This window comes from Roseomonas haemaphysalidis (assembly GCF_017355405.1).
In the GTDB taxonomy this organism is placed as follows: Bacteria; Pseudomonadota; Alphaproteobacteria; order Acetobacterales; family Acetobacteraceae; genus Pseudoroseomonas; species Pseudoroseomonas haemaphysalidis.
On record NZ_CP061179.1, the window covers coordinates 194082 to 212619 of the forward strand.

The 18538-nt window shown below is 72.1% G+C and carries 18 protein-coding genes; 9 read left to right on the forward strand and 9 right to left on the reverse strand.

The window, feature by feature from the left end; genetic code table 11:
• Positions 1 to 74: 74 nt before the first annotated feature.
• From IAI59_RS20545 to IAI59_RS20565, 5 genes are read left to right on the forward strand one after another with little or no spacing between them, the layout of a single operon-like run.
• Positions 75 to 1049 (forward strand): tripartite tricarboxylate transporter substrate binding protein, encoded by a 975-nt coding sequence (locus IAI59_RS20545; protein WP_207443997.1) that lies wholly within the window; start codon positions 75 to 77, stop codon positions 1047 to 1049.
• Between the two features lie 11 nt (positions 1050 to 1060).
• A complete protein-coding gene (locus IAI59_RS20550; RefSeq protein WP_207415405.1) occupies positions 1061 to 2050 on the forward strand; it encodes a tripartite tricarboxylate transporter substrate binding protein in 990 nt (329 codons plus the stop codon).
• Position 2051: 1 nt separating this feature from the next.
• Positions 2052 to 2516: a (2Fe-2S)-binding protein gene (locus IAI59_RS20555; protein ID WP_207415404.1), complete on the forward strand. Its 465-nt coding sequence runs from the start codon at positions 2052 to 2054 to the stop codon at positions 2514 to 2516.
• Positions 2513 to 4657 (forward strand): molybdopterin cofactor-binding domain-containing protein, encoded by a 2145-nt coding sequence (locus tag IAI59_RS20560; protein ID WP_207415403.1) that lies wholly within the window; start codon positions 2513 to 2515, stop codon positions 4655 to 4657. The genes IAI59_RS20555 and IAI59_RS20560 overlap by 4 nt, the downstream gene beginning before the upstream one ends.
• A gap of 5 nt (positions 4658 to 4662) precedes the next feature.
• Entirely contained in the window at positions 4663 to 5655 is a 993-nt protein-coding gene (locus tag IAI59_RS20565) for a substrate-binding domain-containing protein (protein WP_207415402.1), read from the forward strand.
• 23 nt (positions 5656 to 5678) lie between these two features.
• Here IAI59_RS20565 and IAI59_RS20570 read toward each other — a convergent pair whose 3' ends face one another.
• The 8 genes from IAI59_RS20570 to IAI59_RS20605 form a co-directional block, all read right to left on the reverse strand.
• Entirely contained in the window at positions 5679 to 6650 is a 972-nt protein-coding gene (locus IAI59_RS20570; RefSeq protein WP_207415401.1) for an alpha/beta hydrolase, read from the reverse strand.
• Positions 6651 to 6815: 165 nt separating this feature from the next.
• Positions 6816 to 7985 (reverse strand): CaiB/BaiF CoA transferase family protein, encoded by a 1170-nt coding sequence (locus IAI59_RS20575; protein ID WP_207415400.1) that lies wholly within the window; start codon positions 7983 to 7985, stop codon positions 6816 to 6818.
• A gap of 1 nt (position 7986) precedes the next feature.
• The gene (locus IAI59_RS20580) at positions 7987 to 8943 is read right to left on the reverse strand and encodes a hydroxymethylglutaryl-CoA lyase (RefSeq protein WP_207415399.1); all 957 of its coding nucleotides are present in this window, start codon (positions 8941 to 8943) and stop codon (positions 7987 to 7989) included.
• Positions 8944 to 8963: 20 nt separating this feature from the next.
• Positions 8964 to 9938, reverse strand: coding sequence for a Bug family tripartite tricarboxylate transporter substrate binding protein (locus IAI59_RS20585; RefSeq protein ID WP_207415398.1), 975 nt, complete (start codon positions 9936 to 9938; stop codon positions 8964 to 8966).
• Between the two features lie 227 nt (positions 9939 to 10165).
• Entirely contained in the window at positions 10166 to 11074 is a 909-nt protein-coding gene (locus IAI59_RS20590) for an isocitrate lyase/PEP mutase family protein (RefSeq protein ID WP_237181245.1), read from the reverse strand.
• A complete protein-coding gene (gene leuD / locus IAI59_RS20595) occupies positions 11071 to 11715 on the reverse strand; it encodes a 3-isopropylmalate dehydratase small subunit (RefSeq protein WP_207415397.1) in 645 nt (214 codons plus the stop codon). The genes IAI59_RS20590 and leuD overlap by 4 nt, the downstream gene beginning before the upstream one ends.
• The gene (locus IAI59_RS20600) at positions 11715 to 13115 is read right to left on the reverse strand and encodes a 3-isopropylmalate dehydratase large subunit (RefSeq protein ID WP_207415396.1); all 1401 of its coding nucleotides are present in this window, start codon (positions 13113 to 13115) and stop codon (positions 11715 to 11717) included. Before IAI59_RS20600 ends, leuD begins: the two co-directional genes overlap by 1 nt.
• 17 nt (positions 13116 to 13132) lie before the next feature.
• Positions 13133 to 14107 (reverse strand): Bug family tripartite tricarboxylate transporter substrate binding protein, encoded by a 975-nt coding sequence (locus IAI59_RS20605; protein ID WP_207415395.1) that lies wholly within the window; start codon positions 14105 to 14107, stop codon positions 13133 to 13135.
• 154 nt (positions 14108 to 14261) lie between these two features.
• On the opposite strand from IAI59_RS20605, the gene IAI59_RS20610 reads away from it, so the two are divergent.
• The 4 genes from IAI59_RS20610 (at position 14262) to IAI59_RS20625 (ending at position 17744) form a co-directional block, all read left to right on the forward strand.
• On the forward strand, positions 14262 to 14954 hold the full coding sequence (locus IAI59_RS20610; RefSeq protein WP_207415394.1) for a GntR family transcriptional regulator: 693 nt from the start codon (positions 14262 to 14264) through the stop codon (positions 14952 to 14954).
• Positions 14955 to 15211: 257 nt separating this feature from the next.
• Positions 15212 to 16024 (forward strand): MBL fold metallo-hydrolase, encoded by an 813-nt coding sequence (locus IAI59_RS20615; RefSeq protein ID WP_207415393.1) that lies wholly within the window; start codon positions 15212 to 15214, stop codon positions 16022 to 16024.
• Positions 16021 to 16944: a hypothetical protein gene (locus IAI59_RS20620; RefSeq protein WP_207415392.1), complete on the forward strand. Its 924-nt coding sequence runs from the start codon at positions 16021 to 16023 to the stop codon at positions 16942 to 16944. The genes IAI59_RS20615 and IAI59_RS20620 overlap by 4 nt, the downstream gene beginning before the upstream one ends.
• The gene (locus tag IAI59_RS20625; protein WP_207415391.1) at positions 16941 to 17744 is read left to right on the forward strand and encodes an HpcH/HpaI aldolase family protein; all 804 of its coding nucleotides are present in this window, start codon (positions 16941 to 16943) and stop codon (positions 17742 to 17744) included. The genes IAI59_RS20620 and IAI59_RS20625 overlap by 4 nt, the downstream gene beginning before the upstream one ends.
• Here IAI59_RS20625 and IAI59_RS20630 read toward each other — a convergent pair.
• The gene (locus tag IAI59_RS20630; protein ID WP_207415390.1) at positions 17741 to 18484 is read right to left on the reverse strand and encodes a hypothetical protein; all 744 of its coding nucleotides are present in this window, start codon (positions 18482 to 18484) and stop codon (positions 17741 to 17743) included. The two genes, IAI59_RS20625 and IAI59_RS20630, sit on opposite strands and share 4 nt — an antisense overlap.
• Positions 18485 to 18538: the final 54 nt, after the last annotated feature.

An 18538-nucleotide genomic window follows, 5' to 3' on the forward strand; every position in this document is an offset into this window, starting at 1 on the left:
CGAGACCGGCCCGCCCCCGTAGGCGTCATCCAGGAAGGGCGGGGGCGGATGCCCCCCGCGGGAGAATGGTCGTGTTGTCTCGTCGCGACGTGATGCTGGCGCTGGCCGCCACGGGTTTAGCGCCGGCTGCCTGGGCGCAGCCCGCCTGGCCCAGCCGGCCCGTGCAGATGATCGTGCCCTTTCCACCCGGCGGTCAGGCGGATGTCACGGCCCGCCCGGTGGCCGCGGCGCTGGAGCGGGTTTTCGCTCAGGCGGTGCCGGTGGTGAACCGCCCCGGCGCGGGCGGTATCCTGGGCACCAGCAGCGTGTCCCGCGCGGCGCCGGATGGCTACACGGCGCTGATGGCGCTGTCGTCCCACGCCGTGCTGCCGGAAAGCGAGCGCATCCAGGACCGCGTGCCGGCCTATACCACCGAGCAGTTCGCCCCCGTGGCACGCATCACCGCCGACCCCACGGTGCTGCTGGTGCCGGCGGACGCGCCCTGGCGCAGCGTGGCCGACCTTGTGGCGGACGCCAGGCGGCGGCCCGGCGCCATCACCTTCGGCTCGGCCGGCAATTATTCCACCTTGCACGTGGCCATGGCGATGTTCACCGGCGCGGCCGGGATTGACCTGCTGCACGTGCCCTTCCAGGGCGGCGGCCCGGCGCTGACGGCCATGCTGTCGGGCACCATCCACGCGCTGGCCTCCGGCCCCGGCCCGGCCCTGCCGCACCTGCGCGAAGGGCGCCTGCGGGCGCTGGCGTCCTGGGGCCAGGAGCGGCTGCCCGCCCTGCCGGAAGTGCCGACCTTTATCAAGCTCGGCTATCCGGACGTCGAATTCTACATCTGGACCGCCGTGTTCCTGCCCGCCGGCACGCCGGCGCCCGTGCGGGAGCGCCTGCGCACCGCGCTGCGCGATCTCTGTGCGCGGGACGAGGGGCTGCGGCGTGCGCTGGATGCCGCCGGCAGCCCCGTCGCCTTCCAGGAAGGCGAGGCCTTCGAGGCGTTCTTCCAGGCCGACAGCGCCCGCCTGATCCAGGCCGTGCGGCGCATCGGCAAAGTCGATTAAAGGACAACAGCATGCCCCCCAGCATCACGCGTCGCGGCCTCGGCCTGCTCGCCGCCGGCGCGCTGGCCACGCCCGCGATCACCCCCGCCCTGGCGCAGGACGCCGCCTGGCCCACCCGCCCCGTGCGCATCGTGGTGCCCTTCGGCGCCGGCGGCTCGGCCGACATCGCCGCCCGCAACGTGGGCGAGGCGCTGACGCGCGAGCTCGGCCAGGCCTTCGTGGTGGAGAACCGCCCCGGCGCGGGCGCCACCATCGGCACCGAGGCCGCCGCGCGCTCGGCACCCGATGGCTACACGCTGCTGATGATGTCCAACACCCACACGGCCAACGAAACGCTGTTGCCCAACCGCCCCTACGTGCTGATGCGTGACCTGGCGGCGGCGGCGGCGGTCAACATCGCCCACCACGTGCTGGTCGTGCATCCCTCGCTCGGCGTGGGCAGCACGGCCGAATTGATCGCCAAGGCCAAGGCGGCGCCGGGGACCATCGACTACGCGTCGTCCGGCCCTGGCACGCCGTATCACATCGCCGGCGAGGTATTTCGCGCCATGGCGGGCATCGAGATCCAGCACATCCCCTTCCGATCCTCGGGCGAGGCGCGCACGGCGTTGATCTCGGGCACGGTACCGATGATGTTCGACGCCATTCCCACCATGCAGCCGCACGTGGCCGGCGGCCGTGCCCGCGCCCTGGCCACCACCGGCCCCCAGCGCGACCCGTTGATGCCGGAGCTGCCCACCGTCGCGGAATCCGGCCTGCCGGGCTTCGAGGCCTCCATCTGGCTGGGCCTGATGGTGCCGGCGCACACGCCACGCGCGGTGGTGGAGAAGCTCAACGCCGCCACCAATGCCTGGCTGGCGCGGGACGCCACGCGCACCGCCATGGCGGCGCAGGGGGCACAGCCCATGCCGATGTCGGTGGCCGAGTTCGACGCCTTTCTGCGCAAGGACGTGGACACGCAGCGCGACTACGTGCGCCTGGCGCGGATCACGGTGGAATAGGATGCGGGTCGCCTTCACCCTGAATGGCGCCGCCGCCGCGGTGGAGGCGGCGGAGGGCATGACGCTGCTGCAGGCGCTGCGCGGGCCGCTCGGCCTCAGCGGTCCGCGCTTTGGCTGCGGCGCCGAGAGTTGCGGCGCCTGCTACGTCACGCTGGACGGCACGGCGCAGCCCTCCTGCGCCCTGCCGGTGGAGGCTGCCCAGGGCCGCGCCGTGGGCACGGTGGAAGGGCTTGGCACGCCAAAGGCACCGCACCCCTTGCAGACGGCCTTTCTGGCGGAGCAGGCGGGGCAATGCGGCTGGTGCCTGTCCGGCATCCTGGTCAATGCCGCCGCCCTGCTGGCGCGCGAGCCTGACCCGGACGAGGCGGCGGTGCGCGCGGCGCTGGAGCCGAATTTGTGCCGCTGCGGCGCGCAGAACCGCATGATCCGCGCCGTGCTGCGAGCCGCCAGGGAGATGCGCGCATGAACCTCGCCTTCGGCTTCGCGATGGGCAAGGGCGGCAATGCGCCGGGCCTGCCGGGCTCCTTGCGGGCGGAGCCGCGCCTGTCCCGCTGGCTCGGCTTTTCCGCCGATGGCTTCGTGACGGTCAGGCCCGGCAAGGTGGAGATCGGCCAGGGCATCCTGACCGCGCTGGCGCAGATCGCGGCCGAGGAGCTGGAGGTGGCGTTGTGCCGCGTGCGCGTTCACGCAGCCTCCACCCCCGGCAGCCCCAACGAGGGCGTGACCTCCGGCAGTCTGTCCGTGCAGGAAAGCGGCATCGCCATCCGCCATGCCTGTGCCGAGGCACGGGCCATCCACCTCGGCCTCGCCGCCGCGCGGGCGGGGGTGGAGCCGGCGGCGTTGCGGGTGGCGGATGGCGACTTTCTCTTGCCGGACGGCACGGGCGCCGGCTCCTACTGGAGCCAGGCGGGCGAGGAGCTGCTGGATGTGGAGGCACGGGGCGACGTGCCACCCCGCGCGCCGGACGTGCGCCGCGTGGCTGGCACCCCGGCACCGCGCCTGGATCTGCCCGACAAGGTCTTCGGCCAGCCGCGCTTTCTGCAGGACCGGCGCTGGCCGGGCATGTTGCATGCCCGCATGGTGCGGCCGCCGGCGCGCCAGGCGCGGCTGCTGGCGCTGCGCGAAGGCTCGTTGCCTGATGGTGCCGCGGTCCTGCGCGACGGCAGCTTTCTGGCCGCCGTGGCCGAAACGGAATGGGATGCCGAGGCCGCCGCCGCGCGGCTCGCCGCCCGCGCCGAGTGGCATGCCGAGGACAGCCTGCCGGAGGAAAACGACCTCGCCACCTGGCTTGCCGCTGCACCCGCCGAGGAAAGCGTGGTGGCCGGGCGTGCCGAGCCCGCGCCGCCCGCCGCGCACCGCATCACCGCCCGCTTCACCCGGCCCTTCCTGGCGCATGCCTCGATCGGCACCTGTTGCGCCGTGGCGCTGTGGCAGGAGGATGGGCTGGAGGTCTGGACGCACAGCCAGGGCATCTACAACCTGCGCGCCGACCTCGCGACCGTGCTGCGGCTGCCGCCGGAGCGCATCATCCTGCACCATGTGGAGGCCGCCGGCTGCTACGGCCACAACGGCGCGGACGACGTGGCGCTGGATGCCGCGCTCTGCGCCCGGGCGCATCCCGGCCGCCCGGTGCGCGTGTTGTGGAGCCGGGCGGAGGAACTGGCCTGGGGCCCGCTGTCGCCCGCCGGGATGGCGGAGATCGAGGCGGCGGTGGATGCGGAAGGCCGCCTGTGTTCCTGGCGCACGGTCCTGCGGGGCAACGGCCATTCCTCGCGCCCCGGCCGCGCGGAGGACCCCACCCTGCTGGCGGCGGCGCATCTCGACCCGCCCTTTCCTTTGCCCGTGGCGATCGACGCGCCGCTGGCCGCCGGCGGCGGCGGGCAGCGCAACGCCGTGCCGGGCTATGCCGTGCCGGCGCTGGACGTGCGCCTGCACCGGCTGCGCGAGATGCCGATCCGCTCCTCCGCGCTGCGCGCGCTGGGCGGGCTGCTCAACGTCTGGGCCATCGAGTCCGTGATGGACGAGCTGGCGGAAGCCAGTGGCCAGGATGCCGTGCAGTTCCGCCTGCGCCACCTGGAGCACGACCCGCGCGCCTGCGCCGTGCTGCGGGAAGCCGCGCGCCTGTGCGGCTGGCCGCGCCCGCCGGCGGCCGAAGGCGTGGGCACCGGCATCGCCGTTGCGCGCTACAAGAATACGGGCGCGTGGTGCGCCGTGGCCGCCGAAGTGGAGGCGGCCGAGGTAGTGCGCTGCCGCCGCCTGTGGATCGCCGCCGATATCGGCGAGGTGATCAACCCGGACGGCGCTGCCAACCAGCTGGAAGGCGGCGCGGTGCAGGCCACCTCCATCGCGTTGAAGGAGGCGGTGCGCTTCGACCGCCGGACCGTCACCAGCCAGAGTTGGGACGACTACCCCATCCTGCGCTTTTCCGAGGTGCCGGCGGTGGAACTGTCCCTGTTGCCCAACCCGGCGGAGCCGCCGCTGGGGGCGGGCGAATGCTCGCTCGGCCCCACCGTCGCCGCCATCGCGGGGGGCATCCACGCCGCTCTCGGCCTGCGCCCGCGCCGCATGCCCTTCACGCCCGACAACCTGTCCGCCAGCCTGGAATAGAAGCCTTGCCCGAAACGCTCCGCCTGTCGCTCGCCTGCACCACCTCCGACCGCACCCGGCCCATCCTGGACGGGCGTGTCACCCTCCCCGGTGTCAGCCTGACGGTGCTGCCGGGGGAACCGGAAGACATCTTCCGCCGCGCACTGCGCGACCGCGCCTTCGACATCACCGAGCTGTCCATGGGCAGTCACATCGTCACCACCGCGCGGGGCGATGCGCCCTACATCGGCGTCCCGGTGTTTCCGTCCCGCGCCTTCCGGCACAACGCCATCTTCGTGCGTACCGACCGCGGCATCCGGACGGCGGCGGACCTTGCCGGCAAGCGCATCGGCCTGCCGGAATACCAGCAGACCGCCGCGCTCTGGGTGCGCGGCATCCTGCGCGAGCACTACGGGGTGGATACGCGCGCGATCGCCTGGCGCACCGGCGGCATGGAGGAGGCGGGGGTGGGCGAGCGCGTGGCGCTGAGCCTGCCGCCGGAGCTGGACGTGCGCCCGATCGGCGCGGGCGAGACGCTGAACGGGTTGCTGGCGGCGGGCGAGCTGGATGCGGTGATCGGCCCGCGCCCGCCCTCTTGCTTCGCCGCCCGCAGCGCGCCGGTGGACCGGCTGTATCCCGATTACCGCGCGGAGGAGGAGGCCTATTTCCGCGCCACGGGGTTCTTTCCCATCATGCATTGCGTGGCGCTGAAGCGCGAGCTGGCGGCGGAACACCCATGGCTGCCATTGGAGATCTTCCGCGCCTTCGCCCGCGCCCGCGCCCTGGCGGTGGCCGACCTGTCGCTGGTCAACGTGTTGCGTGCGTCGCTGCCCTGGATCGCGGCGGAGGCCGAGGCGCAGACCCGCATCATGGGCGGCGATCCCTGGCCCTACGGCTTCCGCCGCAACCGCGACGAGGTGGCGGCGATGATCCGCTACGCCCGGACGGACGGCCTCGCCACCCGCGACATCACGCCCGAGGAGCTGTTCCACCCGAGCGTGCTGAACGAGGCGCCCTGAACGGGGCGTGCCGCCGGGGCGCCTCAGCCTTCCAGCCAGGACTTCATCACGCGCCAGAAGGTGAAGCGCTGCTTGCTGGACACCAGCGTATGCGCGGCACCCGGCACGATGGTGAGCTGCTTGTCGCCATTAGGGAGCTTCTTGAAGAAGTCGCAGATATCGTCCATCGAGGCGATGCCATCGAACTCGCCGCTGATCATCAGCACCGGCGCGGTCACGCGGTCCGGCTGCACCACCGGCAGGTTCACCGTCATGTCCAGGTAGGTGCCGGCGGGCACGCTGTCGCCGAAGGGCAGCTCGGCCGCGACAAAGGCGTCGATCACGTCCTGGTCGGTGGTGTTGGGCTTGTCTCGGGTGAAGATGCTGTTGAGCATGCCGGCGTCACGCGGGCGCCGCGCATGGGTGCGGTAGTATTCCGCCTGTTCCGCCCGCTTGCCGAGCGTGCCCGAGCCCGCGCCGGTATAGGTGAAGGCCTGCAGCACCAGCCGCCCGACGCGGTCCGGCCGCTCCATCGCATAGGCGCCGACCCGCAGCGCGCCGGAGCTTTCGCCCATCATGTGCATGCGCTGCTGGCCGGTTTCCTTGAGCACGAGGTCGGCGGCCGCCTTGAGGTCCGCGACGCCGCTGGCGATGTCCGAATTGCCCGCGGTGCGGGACGAGTTGCCATAGCCCTCATGGTCCATGGTCCAGACGTCGTAGCCCCAGCGCGCCGCGACGTTCATCATGGACACGTCGTCACGCCCGGGGATGGTCAGGTCGTAGGTCGGCCGCCCGGACGCCGAGGAGCCGTGCACGAAAAACAGCACGGGCAGCGGCTTGCCGTCCGGTGGCCCGACCCGCTTGCGGTACACCGCGAGCTCCACCCCCGGCGCCTTGCTGACCCGGTAATCGGCGCTCCAGATCGGCGTGGCATCCTGGGCCCGCGCGTCGCCGGCGGCGAGTGGGGTGGCGGCGGCGAGGGCGGTGCCCTGCAGCAGCGTGCGGCGATGCAACATGGCGGAAACTCCGGACGTTTTCGTTGTTGTTGTTCCGAAACCACGAGGATGGCGCGGCGGGCCGTGGCCGGCTTGGCGCCCAGGCCCCGTCGTGGCGGCGGCGCAGAAGTTCCGAGCCTGTGCAATGGCCCAACGTCCGTCAAGCACCCTGATCGCCGGGCGGCCTCAAGGACCACCGGCACGAGGCCGATCCTCGCCGCACCATTCGGCCAGGACCTCCTCGGTATGCGCGCCGTGGTCCGGCGCCGGGTGCCGCATGCGGCAGGGCGTTTCTGACAGCTTCACGGGAAAGCCCAGCATGCGCACGGTGCCATGGCCGGGGTGCTCCACGTCCACCACCATCTCCCGGTGCAGCACCTGGGGGTCGGACAGCGCCTCGCCCACGTCCTGCACCAGGCCACAGGGCACGCCCGCCGCGTTGAGCCGGTCCATCCAGGCCTGGCGCGACTCGCCTTCCATGCGGGCGTTGATCAGCGCGTCCAGCGCCGCGTGGTTCTGCATGCGCAGCGCGTTGCTGCTGAAGCGCGGGTCTTCCAGCACCCCTTCCATCCCCAGTACCCGCAGAAAGCGGCGCAGGATCACCTCCGTGCTGGGTGCCACGGCCAGCTCGCCGTCGGAAGCCGTGAACAGCCCGTAGGGTGCCGCGATGGGGTGGTGGTTGCCGGCGCGCCTGGGCACCACGCCCGTCGCCAGGTGGTCGGACGCCAGATAGGCAAAAAGGCTGATGATGCCGTCCATCATGGAGGCCTCCACCCGCTGCCCGCGCCCGGTGTTGTTGCGGGCCTGCAGCGCGCTGACAATGCCAAAGGCGCAGTAAAGGCCGGCGACGAGGTCGGTGACCGGCGGGCCGCTGCGCAGCGGCTCGCCATCCGCCGTGCCATTGGTGCTCATGAACCCGCTCATGGCCTGGATCACGAAGTCGAAGGCCGGCCGTTCCACATAGGGGCCTGTGGAGCCGTAGCCATTGATGCTGGCGGTGATCAGGCGGGGGTTGATCTGCCGCAGCCGCTCCTCGTCGAAGCCCATCTTCGCCAGCACGCCGGGGCGGAAGTTTTCCACCAGCACGTCGGCCTTTTTCAGCAGGCGGGCGAGCGTTTCGCGGCCTGCCTCGCTGCGAAGATCGAGCGATACGGAGCGCTTGTTGCGGTTGAAGGCAGCGAAGTACCAGCTCATGCCCTCGATGATGGCGCCGTTGGTGCGCACCGGGTCGCCATCGCCGGGCGGTTCGATCTTCACCACGTCGGCGCCCATGTCGCCCAGCAGCGCGGTGCAGAAGGGGCCGGACAGGATGCGGGTCAGGTCCACCACCCGCACCCCGGAAAGCGGCTGCGTCATCTCAGCCGGCCGCCGTCGGCACGGCGTTCGCGGCGTGCAGCCGCAGCCGCGGGCCCGCACGCATCACCTGCCCGGGCAGGGTGCGGCCGAGCAGCGCCTCCATGCGCTTGGCCACCGCGATGCTTTGGTCCAGATCCACGCCGGTGGTCCAGCCGCTTTCATCCAAAAGGTAGACCAAGTCCTCCGTGCAGATGTTGCCCGTGGCGCCGGCCGCGAAGGGGCAGCCACCCAGCCCGCCCGCCGCCGCGTCGAAGCGCCGCACACCCTCGTCCAGCGACACCAGCACATTCGCCAGCCCGACGCCGCGCGTGTTGTGCAGGTGCATGGTGAACTGCATGCCAGGCAGCGCGGCGCGCAGCCCGCGCAACGTGCGGCGCACGTTGTTGGGCGCCGCCATGCCGGTGGTGTCGCCCAACGTCATCTGCGTGACGCCAAGCGCCGCATAGGCCCGGCCGATGCGGATGATGCCGTCCAGGCTCACCTCGCCCTCGAAGGGGCAGCCGAAGGCGACGGCCACGGCCCCCAGCACCTCCTTGCCGCCATCGCGCAGCCGCGCCGCCACGGCCGGAAAGGCAGCCAGCGATTCATCGATGCTCCGGTTCAGGTTCTTGCGGTTGTGCGTTTCGGACGCCGAGATCAGCAGCACGCCGCCATCGACCGGCGTGGTCACGGCACGTTCGGCGCCGCGCAGGTTGGGCACCAGCGCCATCAGGTTGGTGTCGGGCCGCTTGCGGATGCCGCGCAGCACCTCTTCCGCGTCGGCCATCTGCGGCACGGCGCGGGGCGACACGAAGGAGGTCACTTCCACATGGCGGATGCCGCTGTCGAGCATGGCGTCGACCAGCGCGATCTTCTCGGCCGTGGGGATGATGGTCGCCTCGATCTGCAGCCCATCCCGCGTGCCGGCCTCGCAGATCTCGACAAAGCCGTGGGGGGGCGGAAATCCGGTGTCAGGCATTGCTTCGGTGTTCTCCCGTTTTAATCGAGCTTCATGCCGATTTGGTTGATCATGGCCCGGCTGGCTTCCACGTCCTTGCGGACCAGCTCGGCAAAGGCGGCGGGGGTGGTGGGCGCCGGCTCCATGCCCTGCTGCGCCAGCATGCGCACCAGCTCAGGCTGCTGCAGCACCCGGTTGAATTCCTGGTTCAGCAGCGCCGTCACCGCGTCCGGCATGCGGGCGGGGCCCAGCACGCCCCACCAGGTGGTCAGCTCCACGTCGTAGCCCAGCTCCCGCAAGGTCGGCGTGTCGGGCAGCGAGGCGCTGCGCGTGGCACCCGATACCGCCAGGGGCCGCGCGCCGCCCGACTGCAGCGCGCTGGCGGCCGAGGCGATGGAAGACCCCACCGCCGCCACATGCCCGCCCAGCAGGTCCGCCATGGCGGGGTTGGAGCCGCGGTAGGGCACGTGCTGCATGGCGATGCCGCCGCGCAGCCGCAGGGCCTCGCTGATGATGTGCGAGGAGCTGCCGCTGCCGGAGCTGCCGAAGGCCAGGGTGCCGGGCGCCGCCCTGGCGGCGCGGGCCAGGTCCTCGAAGGTGTGGTAGGGCGATTGCGCGGCCACGGTGATCACGGGGGGCGACTGCACCGCGAAGGCGATGGGCGTGAAGTCCTTGACCGGATCGAAGGCTACCTTGGTCAGCAGCGGCGCCAGCACCAGGTTGTCCTGCTGGCCCAGCACGATGTCGTAGCCTTCCGCCGGCGCGCGGGCGGCCTCGGCCAGCCCGATCACGCCGTTGGCGCCGGCGCGGTTCTCCACCACCACCGTCCAGCCCCTGGCCTCGGCCAGCCGCACGCACATGGCGCGTGCCAGCAGGTCGGTACCACCGCCGGGCGGGAAGGGCGAGATCATGCGGATGGGCCGCGACGGATAGCTCTGGGCGGAGGCCCGTCGCGACAGTGGAAGCGCCGGCAGGCTGCCGGCGAGGGCCAGGGCCCCCAGGTGGCGGCGCAGCATGGTGGTGTGTTCCTCCCGTGATCTCCGGCTTGTGCCGGGGCGGGGCTTGGCGAAGGGGGCGTTGCCACCCTTCCCCTCCCCTTCTGGACAGGAGTATCGCGAGGACCGGCGCGCCAGGGAAGCGGCCTTTGCGATCCGATCACAACTGGACGCCGTTCGGAGCGGCCACGCGGCGTGCCGCCGGTCTTCCGGCGTGCCCGTCCCAAGCCCCGCTGGGCGGGGCCTTGCTAGGGTTCGCCGCCGGCGCGGCGGGCCTGCACGGCCTCTGCCCGGGCGGCATAGGCGTCCTCGGCCGCCACCAGCGCGTCCAGCCCGGTCAGGGCGTTGTAGCGGGCAAAGGGCAACAGGGCATCGCCGCCCGCCTGCACCCGTCCGGTCTGCCGCAAGGTCGCGAACAGGCGGTCCATGGCCTGGAGCGCGGCCAGCAGCGCTGCCATCGGGAACATCACCGCCGCCGCGCCGGCCGCCTGGCATTCGGCGGCGGACAGGCCGGGGCGCCCGCTGGCCTGCGACACATTGGCCAGATGTGGGCCGGGCACCGCCGCGCAGGCGGCGCGCAATGTCGCGGAGTCGTCCGCGCCCTGCACGAACACCATGTCGGCCCCGGCTTCGCGGAACAGCGCGGCACGCTCCAGCGCGGCGTCCAGACCCTCGACGCCCAGCGCGTCGGTGCGGGCGCAGATCACCAGCGCCGGGTCGCGCCGCGCGTCCAGCGCCGCGGCCAGCTTGCCGAGCTGCTCGCGCACTGGCACCACCGCCTTGCCGCTGAGGTAGCCGCAGCGCTTCGGTGTCACCTGATCTTCCATGAAGAAGCCGGCGATGCCCGCCTGCTCGAAGGCGCGCACCATGCGCGCCACGTTGTGCGGCCCGCCGAAGCCGGTGTCGGCATCCACCAGCACGGGCAGGTCGGTCGCCGCCGCGATGCGCCCGTAATGGTCGGCGAAGTCGCGCAGGCCGAGCTGGCCGAGGTCGGCGGCGCCCAGCAGCGTTCCGGTCGCGGCATTGCCGCCGGCCACCACGGCGCCGAAGCCGTGCTGCGCCGCCAGCCGGGCGGACAGCGCGTCCTGCACGCCGGGCAGCACCAGGATCTCGGGTGCGTCGAGCAGCGCGCGCAGGCGGTGTCCGGGATGTGTCACGCGCCGTCTCCCCCGCCGGCGACGCGGCTGTTCCAACCGGGCCGGGCCATCTGTTGCAGCCAGGGACGCGAGGCGCGCTGCGCCGCCTCGAAAGTGGCGATGGCTTCGCCCGAGCGCAGCGTCAGGCCAATGTCATCCAGCCCTTCCAGCAGCGCGATGCGTTCCACCGGCGCCACCTCGAAGCCGAGCGCGAAGCCGCCGGGTCCCGTCGCGCGCTGCGCGGCGAGATCGACGCGAAAGCCGGGCGCGCCGTCGGCGGCGGCGACTGCGGCGGACAGCGCGGCATGCGCCGCCTCCGCCAGCGTCACCGGCAGGATGGCATTGCGCAGGCAGTTCTCACGGAACACCTCGCCGAAGCTGCGGGCGAACAGCACGCGGATGCCAAAGCCATCCAGTGCCCAGGCCGCGTGCTCGCGCGTGCTGCCGCAGCCGAAGTTGCGGCCGGCGACCAGCATGCGCGTTGCCGCGAAGCGCGGCTGGTTCAGCACGAAGTCCGGGTCCCGCCGCCAATTGGCAAAGAGCCCGGCGCCGTAATCGACGTTGCTGCCGCGCATGTGCGAGGCGGGCAGGATCTGGTCCGTGTCGATGTCATCCTGCGGCAGCAGGGCGGCGGTGCCGCTGACCGGCTCGAAGCGGCGCATCAGCGGGGCGCCCGGGCGCGCGGGTCGGCGATATGGCCCGACAGCGCGGCGGCGACCGCCATGGCCGGGCTGGCCAGGTGCGTCATCACGCCCGCCCCCTGGCGCCCCGCGAAGTTGCGGTTGGTGGTGGAAACGATGCGTTGCCCCGAGCGCCCCTCGTCGCCATTGACGCCGGCGCACATGGAGCAGCCGGACTCGCGCCATTCGAAGCCGGCGTCGAGGAACATGCGATGCAAGCCCAGCCGCTCGGCCTCCTGCTTCACGGCGGAGGAGCCGGGCACCACGGCGGCCTCCACCCCCGGCGCCACCCGCCGGCCGTCCAGCAGGGCGGCGGCGGCCTGCAGGTCGCTCAGCCGGGCATTGGTGCAGGAGCCGATGAAGACCCGGTCCACCGGCAACCCGGCGATCGGCTGTCCCGGCGCCAGCTGCATGTAGGCGAGCGCCCGCCCCAGGGCCTCGCGGTCTTCCGGTGCCGCCAGCGCGGGGTCCGGCACATGGCCGGAGATGCCGATCACGTGGGTGGGGTCGATGCCCCAGGTGATCTGTGGCTCCAACGCGCTGCAATCCACCGAAAGGTCGTGGTCGAACACCGCCTCGGCATCGGTCGCCAGGTCGCGCCAAGCGGTGCGGGCGGCGGCGAGCTCCGGGCCGGTGGGCGCGCAGGGCCGGCCTTCCAGCCAGGCGAAGACCGTCTCGTCCGGTGCCACCAGGCCGGTGCGGCCGCCCAGCTCGGTGATCATGTTGCACAGGGTCAGCCGTGCCTCGACCGGCAGGGCGCGGGCGACGGGGCCGGCGAATTCCACCGCATGGCCGCGCGCCAGCGTGCTGCCGTAGTGACCGATCAGAAAGAGGATCAGGTCCTTGGCCGTCACGCCCGGGGCCAGCGCCCCTTCCAGCGTGATGCGCATCTGCTTTGGCTTGTGCAGTGCCAGGGTCTGGGTGGCGAGCACATGCACCAGCTCCGTGGTGCCGGTGGCCAGCCCCAGCGCGCCGATGCCGCCCACCGTGCAGGCGTGGCTGTCCGGGCAAGCCACCGTGCTGCCCGGCAAGGCGATGCCGAGTTCGGGCGACACCACATGCACGATGCCCTGCACCGGGCTGTCCAGCCCGATCAGGTGCAGGCCGAAATCCTCGGCCCCCGCGCGCGTCGCGGCCAGCGAGGCGGTGGCCTGGGGGTTGCTCGCGGCCGTGCGGTTCGGCCGCGTGTCCACCGTGTGGTCGGTGACCGCCACGGTCAGTTCAGGCCGCCGCGCCGCCCGGCCGGCGGCGCGCAGCTTGCCGAAGGCGTGCGGGGCGTGCAGGTCGTGGATCACGTTGCGGTCCACATACACCAGCACGCGCCCGTCTTCCCGCACCCCCACCACGTGGCTGTCCCAGATCTTGTCGAAGAGCGTCGGCATGCGGGCGTCCTTTCCGGCTATTCCGGCTTCGCGCCGGTGGCCTGCACGATGGGCCGCCACTTGGCGGTTTCGCTGCGGATGAAGCGTCCCAGCTCCTCCGGCGTGGAGGGCGTGGGTGTGGCGCCATGCGCCACCAGCAGGGCCTTGACCTCCGGGTCCCGCAGCGTTTCGCGGAGGGCGGCGTTCAGCTTCTGAACGATGGGCGCGGGCAGCCCCTTGGGCCCGACCAGCGCATACCAGTTGGCGACGGCGAAGCCCGGCAGCGTTTCCGCGACGGTCGGCACGTCCGGCAGCTCCGGCAGGCGCTGCTCCGTCGGCACGGCCAGGGCGCGCAGGCGCCCGGCCTCGATCATCGGCAGGGCATTGGGCGCGGTCGCGAAGGAATAGTCGATCTTGCCGCTGATCAGGTCCGTCATCGCCGGCCCGCCGCCGCGGTAAGCCACGTGCACGGTGCGGATGCCGGCCAGGTGGTCCAGCAGCGCGCCGGACAGGTGCCCCGCCCCGCCAATGCCCGAAGAGCTGTAGCTCAGCGTATCCGGCTTGGCCTTGGCGGCGGCCACCAGCTCGGCCACGCTGCGCCAGGGCCGGTCCGCCGGCACCACCAGCACGCTCTGGATGTCCACGGCCATGCCGATCGGCGCCAGATCCGTGGCGGGGTCGAAGCCCAGGTCGGTGAACATGCTGGGGTTGATGGCCAGCGCCGAGATGGTGCCCATCAAGAGGTTGTAGCCATCGGCCGCCGCCCGCACCGTGGTGCTGGTGGCCACGTTGCCGCTGCCGCCCGGGCGGTTGTCCACCACCACCGGCTGGCCCAGCAGGGCGCCGAGCTTCGGTGCCATCATGCGCGTCACCGTGTCGGTGGAACCGCCGGGGGCGAAGCCGACCGTGATCTTGATGGGGCGGTCCGGATAGGCCGCGGAGCCCTGCGCCAGGGCCGGGGCGGCGAGGGCGAGGCCCATTCCGCCGCCCAGCAGCGCGCGCCGATGGATCATGTGACAGTTCCTCCCGGCGCTGGTTCCAGGGCTCGGGGCCCGGCCGCGCCATTGTTTCCCCACGCAGCTTCAAGGGCGCGGGTCGTTCTGTCAACAGATTGTCTACAATCTGTCATCCGTTGACAGGGCGGGGTGCCTATGGCCCGCTGGCCCTATGCCTGACGCCTTGCCCGACCACGATCCCGACCTTCGCGCGGCCGCCCCACGCAGCGAGTCCCGTTCCGACTTCGTGCGCGATGCGCTGGAGCGAATGATCATGTCCGGCGAATTGGCCCCAGGCGAAAGGCTCAACGAACTGGCGCTGGCCGCGCGCCTTGGCGTGTCGCGCGGCCCGCTGCGGGAGGCGATGCGCGGCCTGCAGCAGGAAGGGCTCGTGGCGGGCGACGCCGGCCAGCGCGGCATGAGCGTGCGCCGGCTGGACGCCACGGAACTCGCGGAACTCTACGACGCCCGCGCGTTGCTGCAGGGCTTCACCTGCGCGCTGGCGGCACGGCGCGCGACGCCGGCGCAGCAGCGCGACCTGGAAGCGCGGCTGACGGCGCTGGAAGATGCGCTACGCGGCGGGGATACCGCGGCCTACTACCGCCTCAACCTCGAGTTCCACGAGGCGATGCTGCAGGCCGCGGCGCATCAGCGTGGCGCCGCCATGTACCGCGCGTTGCTGAAGGAAAGCCACCCGCTGCGCCGCACCATGCTGGAAACGCCGGAAAACCGCGATGCCAGCCACCTGGAGCACCGCCAGATGGTGGAAGCGATCCGCAGCGGCGATGCCGAAGCGGCGCGGCGGGCCGGGGAAGCGCATGTGCTGTCCGGCAAGGCGCGGTGGCTGCGAACGCTGTCTGGCTAACCAGCCCGGCACGCGGTCTGGGATACCGGACAGCGATCTGTCCTGTTTGTAGAACAAACCCGTTGCGCATGGCGGCGGACGATGCTTACGCTGACCACCGTCATGCGGAGCACGCGTTTGTTCGATGAACAGTTCCACGGACCTGGGACCTGATTCGGCGAACCTTGCTGGCGCGGTGCCAGATATTGGCAACGGCACGGCTGCGCCACAGACCACACGCGCGCGGTCCGCATCTGCTTGAGGGGAGCGTCGGCACCATGAACAATCACCACGCCCAATGCGGCGGACATCCCGCGGATGCGGAGGCATTCGGCCGCAGCGGCACGCTGCCCCGCGCCATCACGCCGGATTGCCTGTGGACCGGGCGGTGCCTCGCCAGCAGCGTGCCGGACATGCATGCGCATTATTCGCTGTACCTGCTGAAAGGCAGCGCGAAGACGGTGCTGGTCGATACCGGCCACCCCATCCACTGGGAGGCCGTGAAGCGCGATGTCGACGCGTTTCTCGACGGGCGGCCACTGGACTACATCTTTCCAACCCATAGCGAGTTGCCGCATTCCGGGCTGCTGGAACGCTGGATGCGCGAATTCCCGGAGGCCGTGGCGGTGGGCGACATGCGCGACTATGCGCTCTACCACCCCACACTGGAGCATCGGTTTCGCCAAGTTTCGCCCGGCGATACGCTGGACCTTGGCGACCGCCACTTTCTGTTCCTGCCGCCCGTGTGGCGCGACCTGCCGGACACGCTGTGGGCCTTCGACACCAAGGACCGCATCCTGTTCCTGTCGGATGCCTGCGCCTACTTCCACGCCCATGTGCCCGGTCAGTGCGACCACCTGAGCAGCGAGATCGCGCCGCCCGACATCGCCATGATGCAGGACTTCAACGACAAGGCGCTGCACTGGCCGAAGTTCACCGACAGCACGCCCAGCTTTCCGGAGATGGACGAGCTCGTTGCCCGCCTGCGCCCGCGCCTGCTGGCCGGCGCGCATGGCTGCGTGGTGGACACGCCGGCGCAGACCCTGCCGCTGTTCAAGCAGGGCATCGCCATGGGGCCCGTGGCCGCGTGAGCGCGACGGTGATGACGGAATCGGAAGGCCTGGCCGAGATCATTCCCGGCACCTTGTATGCGACGGGCGGCTGGCTGGACGTGGCGGCGCGCCCGATCAGCTGGCTGCCCGCGGGGGCGTCCGGCCTGCTGCCGGTGCAGGGCTATGTCCTGCGCGACGGCGGCGAATGGCTGATGGTCGATACCGGCCTCGCGGTGCATTGGCCGCTGGTGGCGGGCGGCATCCGTGCCACGCTCGGTGGCACCGCGCGGCGGCGCCTGATCACCACGCGGCGCGAGCAGGACTGCATGATCAACCTGCCCGCCATCCTGCGCGACTTCGGCGTGAGCGAGGTGCTTTACGCCGGCGTGCTGAACCCGCTGGACTTTTTCGAGGGCGTCGAGGAAACGGATGCCGCCGCGCGCATCGAGGCGACGCCCGGCCTGCGCGCCGTCCGCATCGCCCCCGGCGTGGTCACGGAGATCGGCCGGCTGCGGCTGGAGGTGCTGCGGGTCGAGTTGCGGCTGCTGGCCACCAACTGGTTCTACGAATCCGCCACGCGCACGCTGTTCACCTCGGACGCCTTCGCGTTCCTGGCGCGCCCGGCCGCTGCCTGGGCGCCCGGCCAGTCCCGCCTGCGCGGCGCGAACGAGGCGCCGATCCGTGCCGGGGACATCGCGCAGTATCTGTCGGCCAAGATGGACTGGCTGATCGGCATCGACCCGGCGCCGGTGCTGCGGGACCTCGACACCATCCTGGCCGCGCGGCCGATCGACCGCCTGTGCCCCGGCTTCGGGCTGGTCATCGAGGGCGAGGAGGCGGTGCGCGAGGCCTTCGCACGCATGCGGGACGCGTTGCAAATCCTGGCCGCCCGTCGCCGCGCGCCCTGGCACTTCCCCGAGGTGCTGTTGCCCTTCGCCGTGGCGGAGGCGGCGGTATGAGCGCTTATCCCGGCAGCGCGTTTCGCGCGCGCATGGCGGCGGGTCAGCTCGCCCTCGGCAGCAACCTGCGGCTGTCGCGCAGCGCGGAGGCGGGGCCGATCCTGGCGGCCTGCGGCTTTCACTGGGCGATGCTGGATTTCGAGCACAGCCCGGCCTCGCCGCATCTGGCACATGACATCGCGCTGTCCGCCATCCGTGCCGGGGTGCTGCCGATGGCGCGCCCTTCCAGCCACGACCCGCGCGAGATCGCGGGGCTGCTGACCAACGGTGCGCTGGGGTTGGTGGTGCCGCATGTGGATACGCCGGAACAGGCCGCCGCCGTGGCGCGCGCCGCCCGCTTCGCGCCGCGCGGCGGGCTGTCCGTGCCCGGCACCCTGGCGCATTTCGGCTACGACAAGGGGCTGGCGGAGGCCTGCGCGCTGTTCAACGACGAGGTTGTCGTGACAGTGATGATCGAAAGCCGCACGGCGGTGGAGAACGTCGAGGCCATCGCCGCCGTGCCGGGGGTGGACGGGCTGTTCATCGGCGGGTCCGACCTGTTGTGGGACCTCGGCCTGCCCGGGCAATACGGCGCCCCGGCGCTGCTGGACGCCGTGCAGCGCACCTGCGCCGCCGCCCGCCGCCACGGTCTCTTCGCCGGCATGGGCGGCCCGCGCGACGAGGCGCCGTGGCGCGGCTTTCTCAGCGCCGGCATGCGCATGATCCTCACGGAAAACGACCTGTCGCTGATGATGCGCGGCGCGCGCGACCGCCTCAGCTTTTTCGAGGGCGCCCTGGCGCGCGGCGGGGCCGGGGGCTAGCCGCGATGCGGGGCCGCAGCGCCTGGGACCAGTTCCAGCGGCCCCTGCCCCGAGGCCTCGGCCCAGGCAGCGAAGACCGGCGAGGGCGAAACCCCGCCGCCGCGCAGCACCTCCAGCCACGTGTCGGCAGCGCGCACAAAGGGGTTCACGCCGCGCGGCCAGATGATCAGGCTGATGGCCTCGGCCATGAGATGCTCGTCCAGCCCGCCCTCGTAGGCACCCAGCAACTCGGCGCGCAGTGCCCAGCGCTTGTCGCGCGCCGCCTGCACGGCCAGGCGCAGCAGCCGCGCGGTGCTGTCCGGCAGCACCGCCGGGTCGTTCAGCGCCGCCGCGCCGTCCAGATAGGCCCGCACCGGGTCCAGCCCGGGAAACAACGGCGCCCAGCCACGCGGCAGAAAGCCGTGCGCCTCGGCCCCCATGGCCCAGCCGGTTTGCCGGAACACGGCGCCGGCCAGCGCGTCGGTGCCGCCGTGCTCACGGAACAGCGCGACGTGGTGCGTGCCCACCGGTTCGTCGCAGGCGGCCAGGATGGCCAGCCACACGCATTCGCGCTGCAACGGGTCCATGCGGCCCTGCTCCAGCGTCAACTCGCGGTACATGGTGGCATAGGCCGCGTGCAGCTCCGGCAGTGCCGCCGCCAGCAGGCCGCGATGCGGCAGCACGAAGCCCCGCGCGTCGCGCAGCGCGCGCATCGCGTTCTGTACCCGTTCGACCTCAGCCGCCGCTCCGTCGTCGCTCATCCGCGCCATGCTCCCTCGCGGCACGCCGGCCGCCGCGCGAAAGGCTGTCGTGCC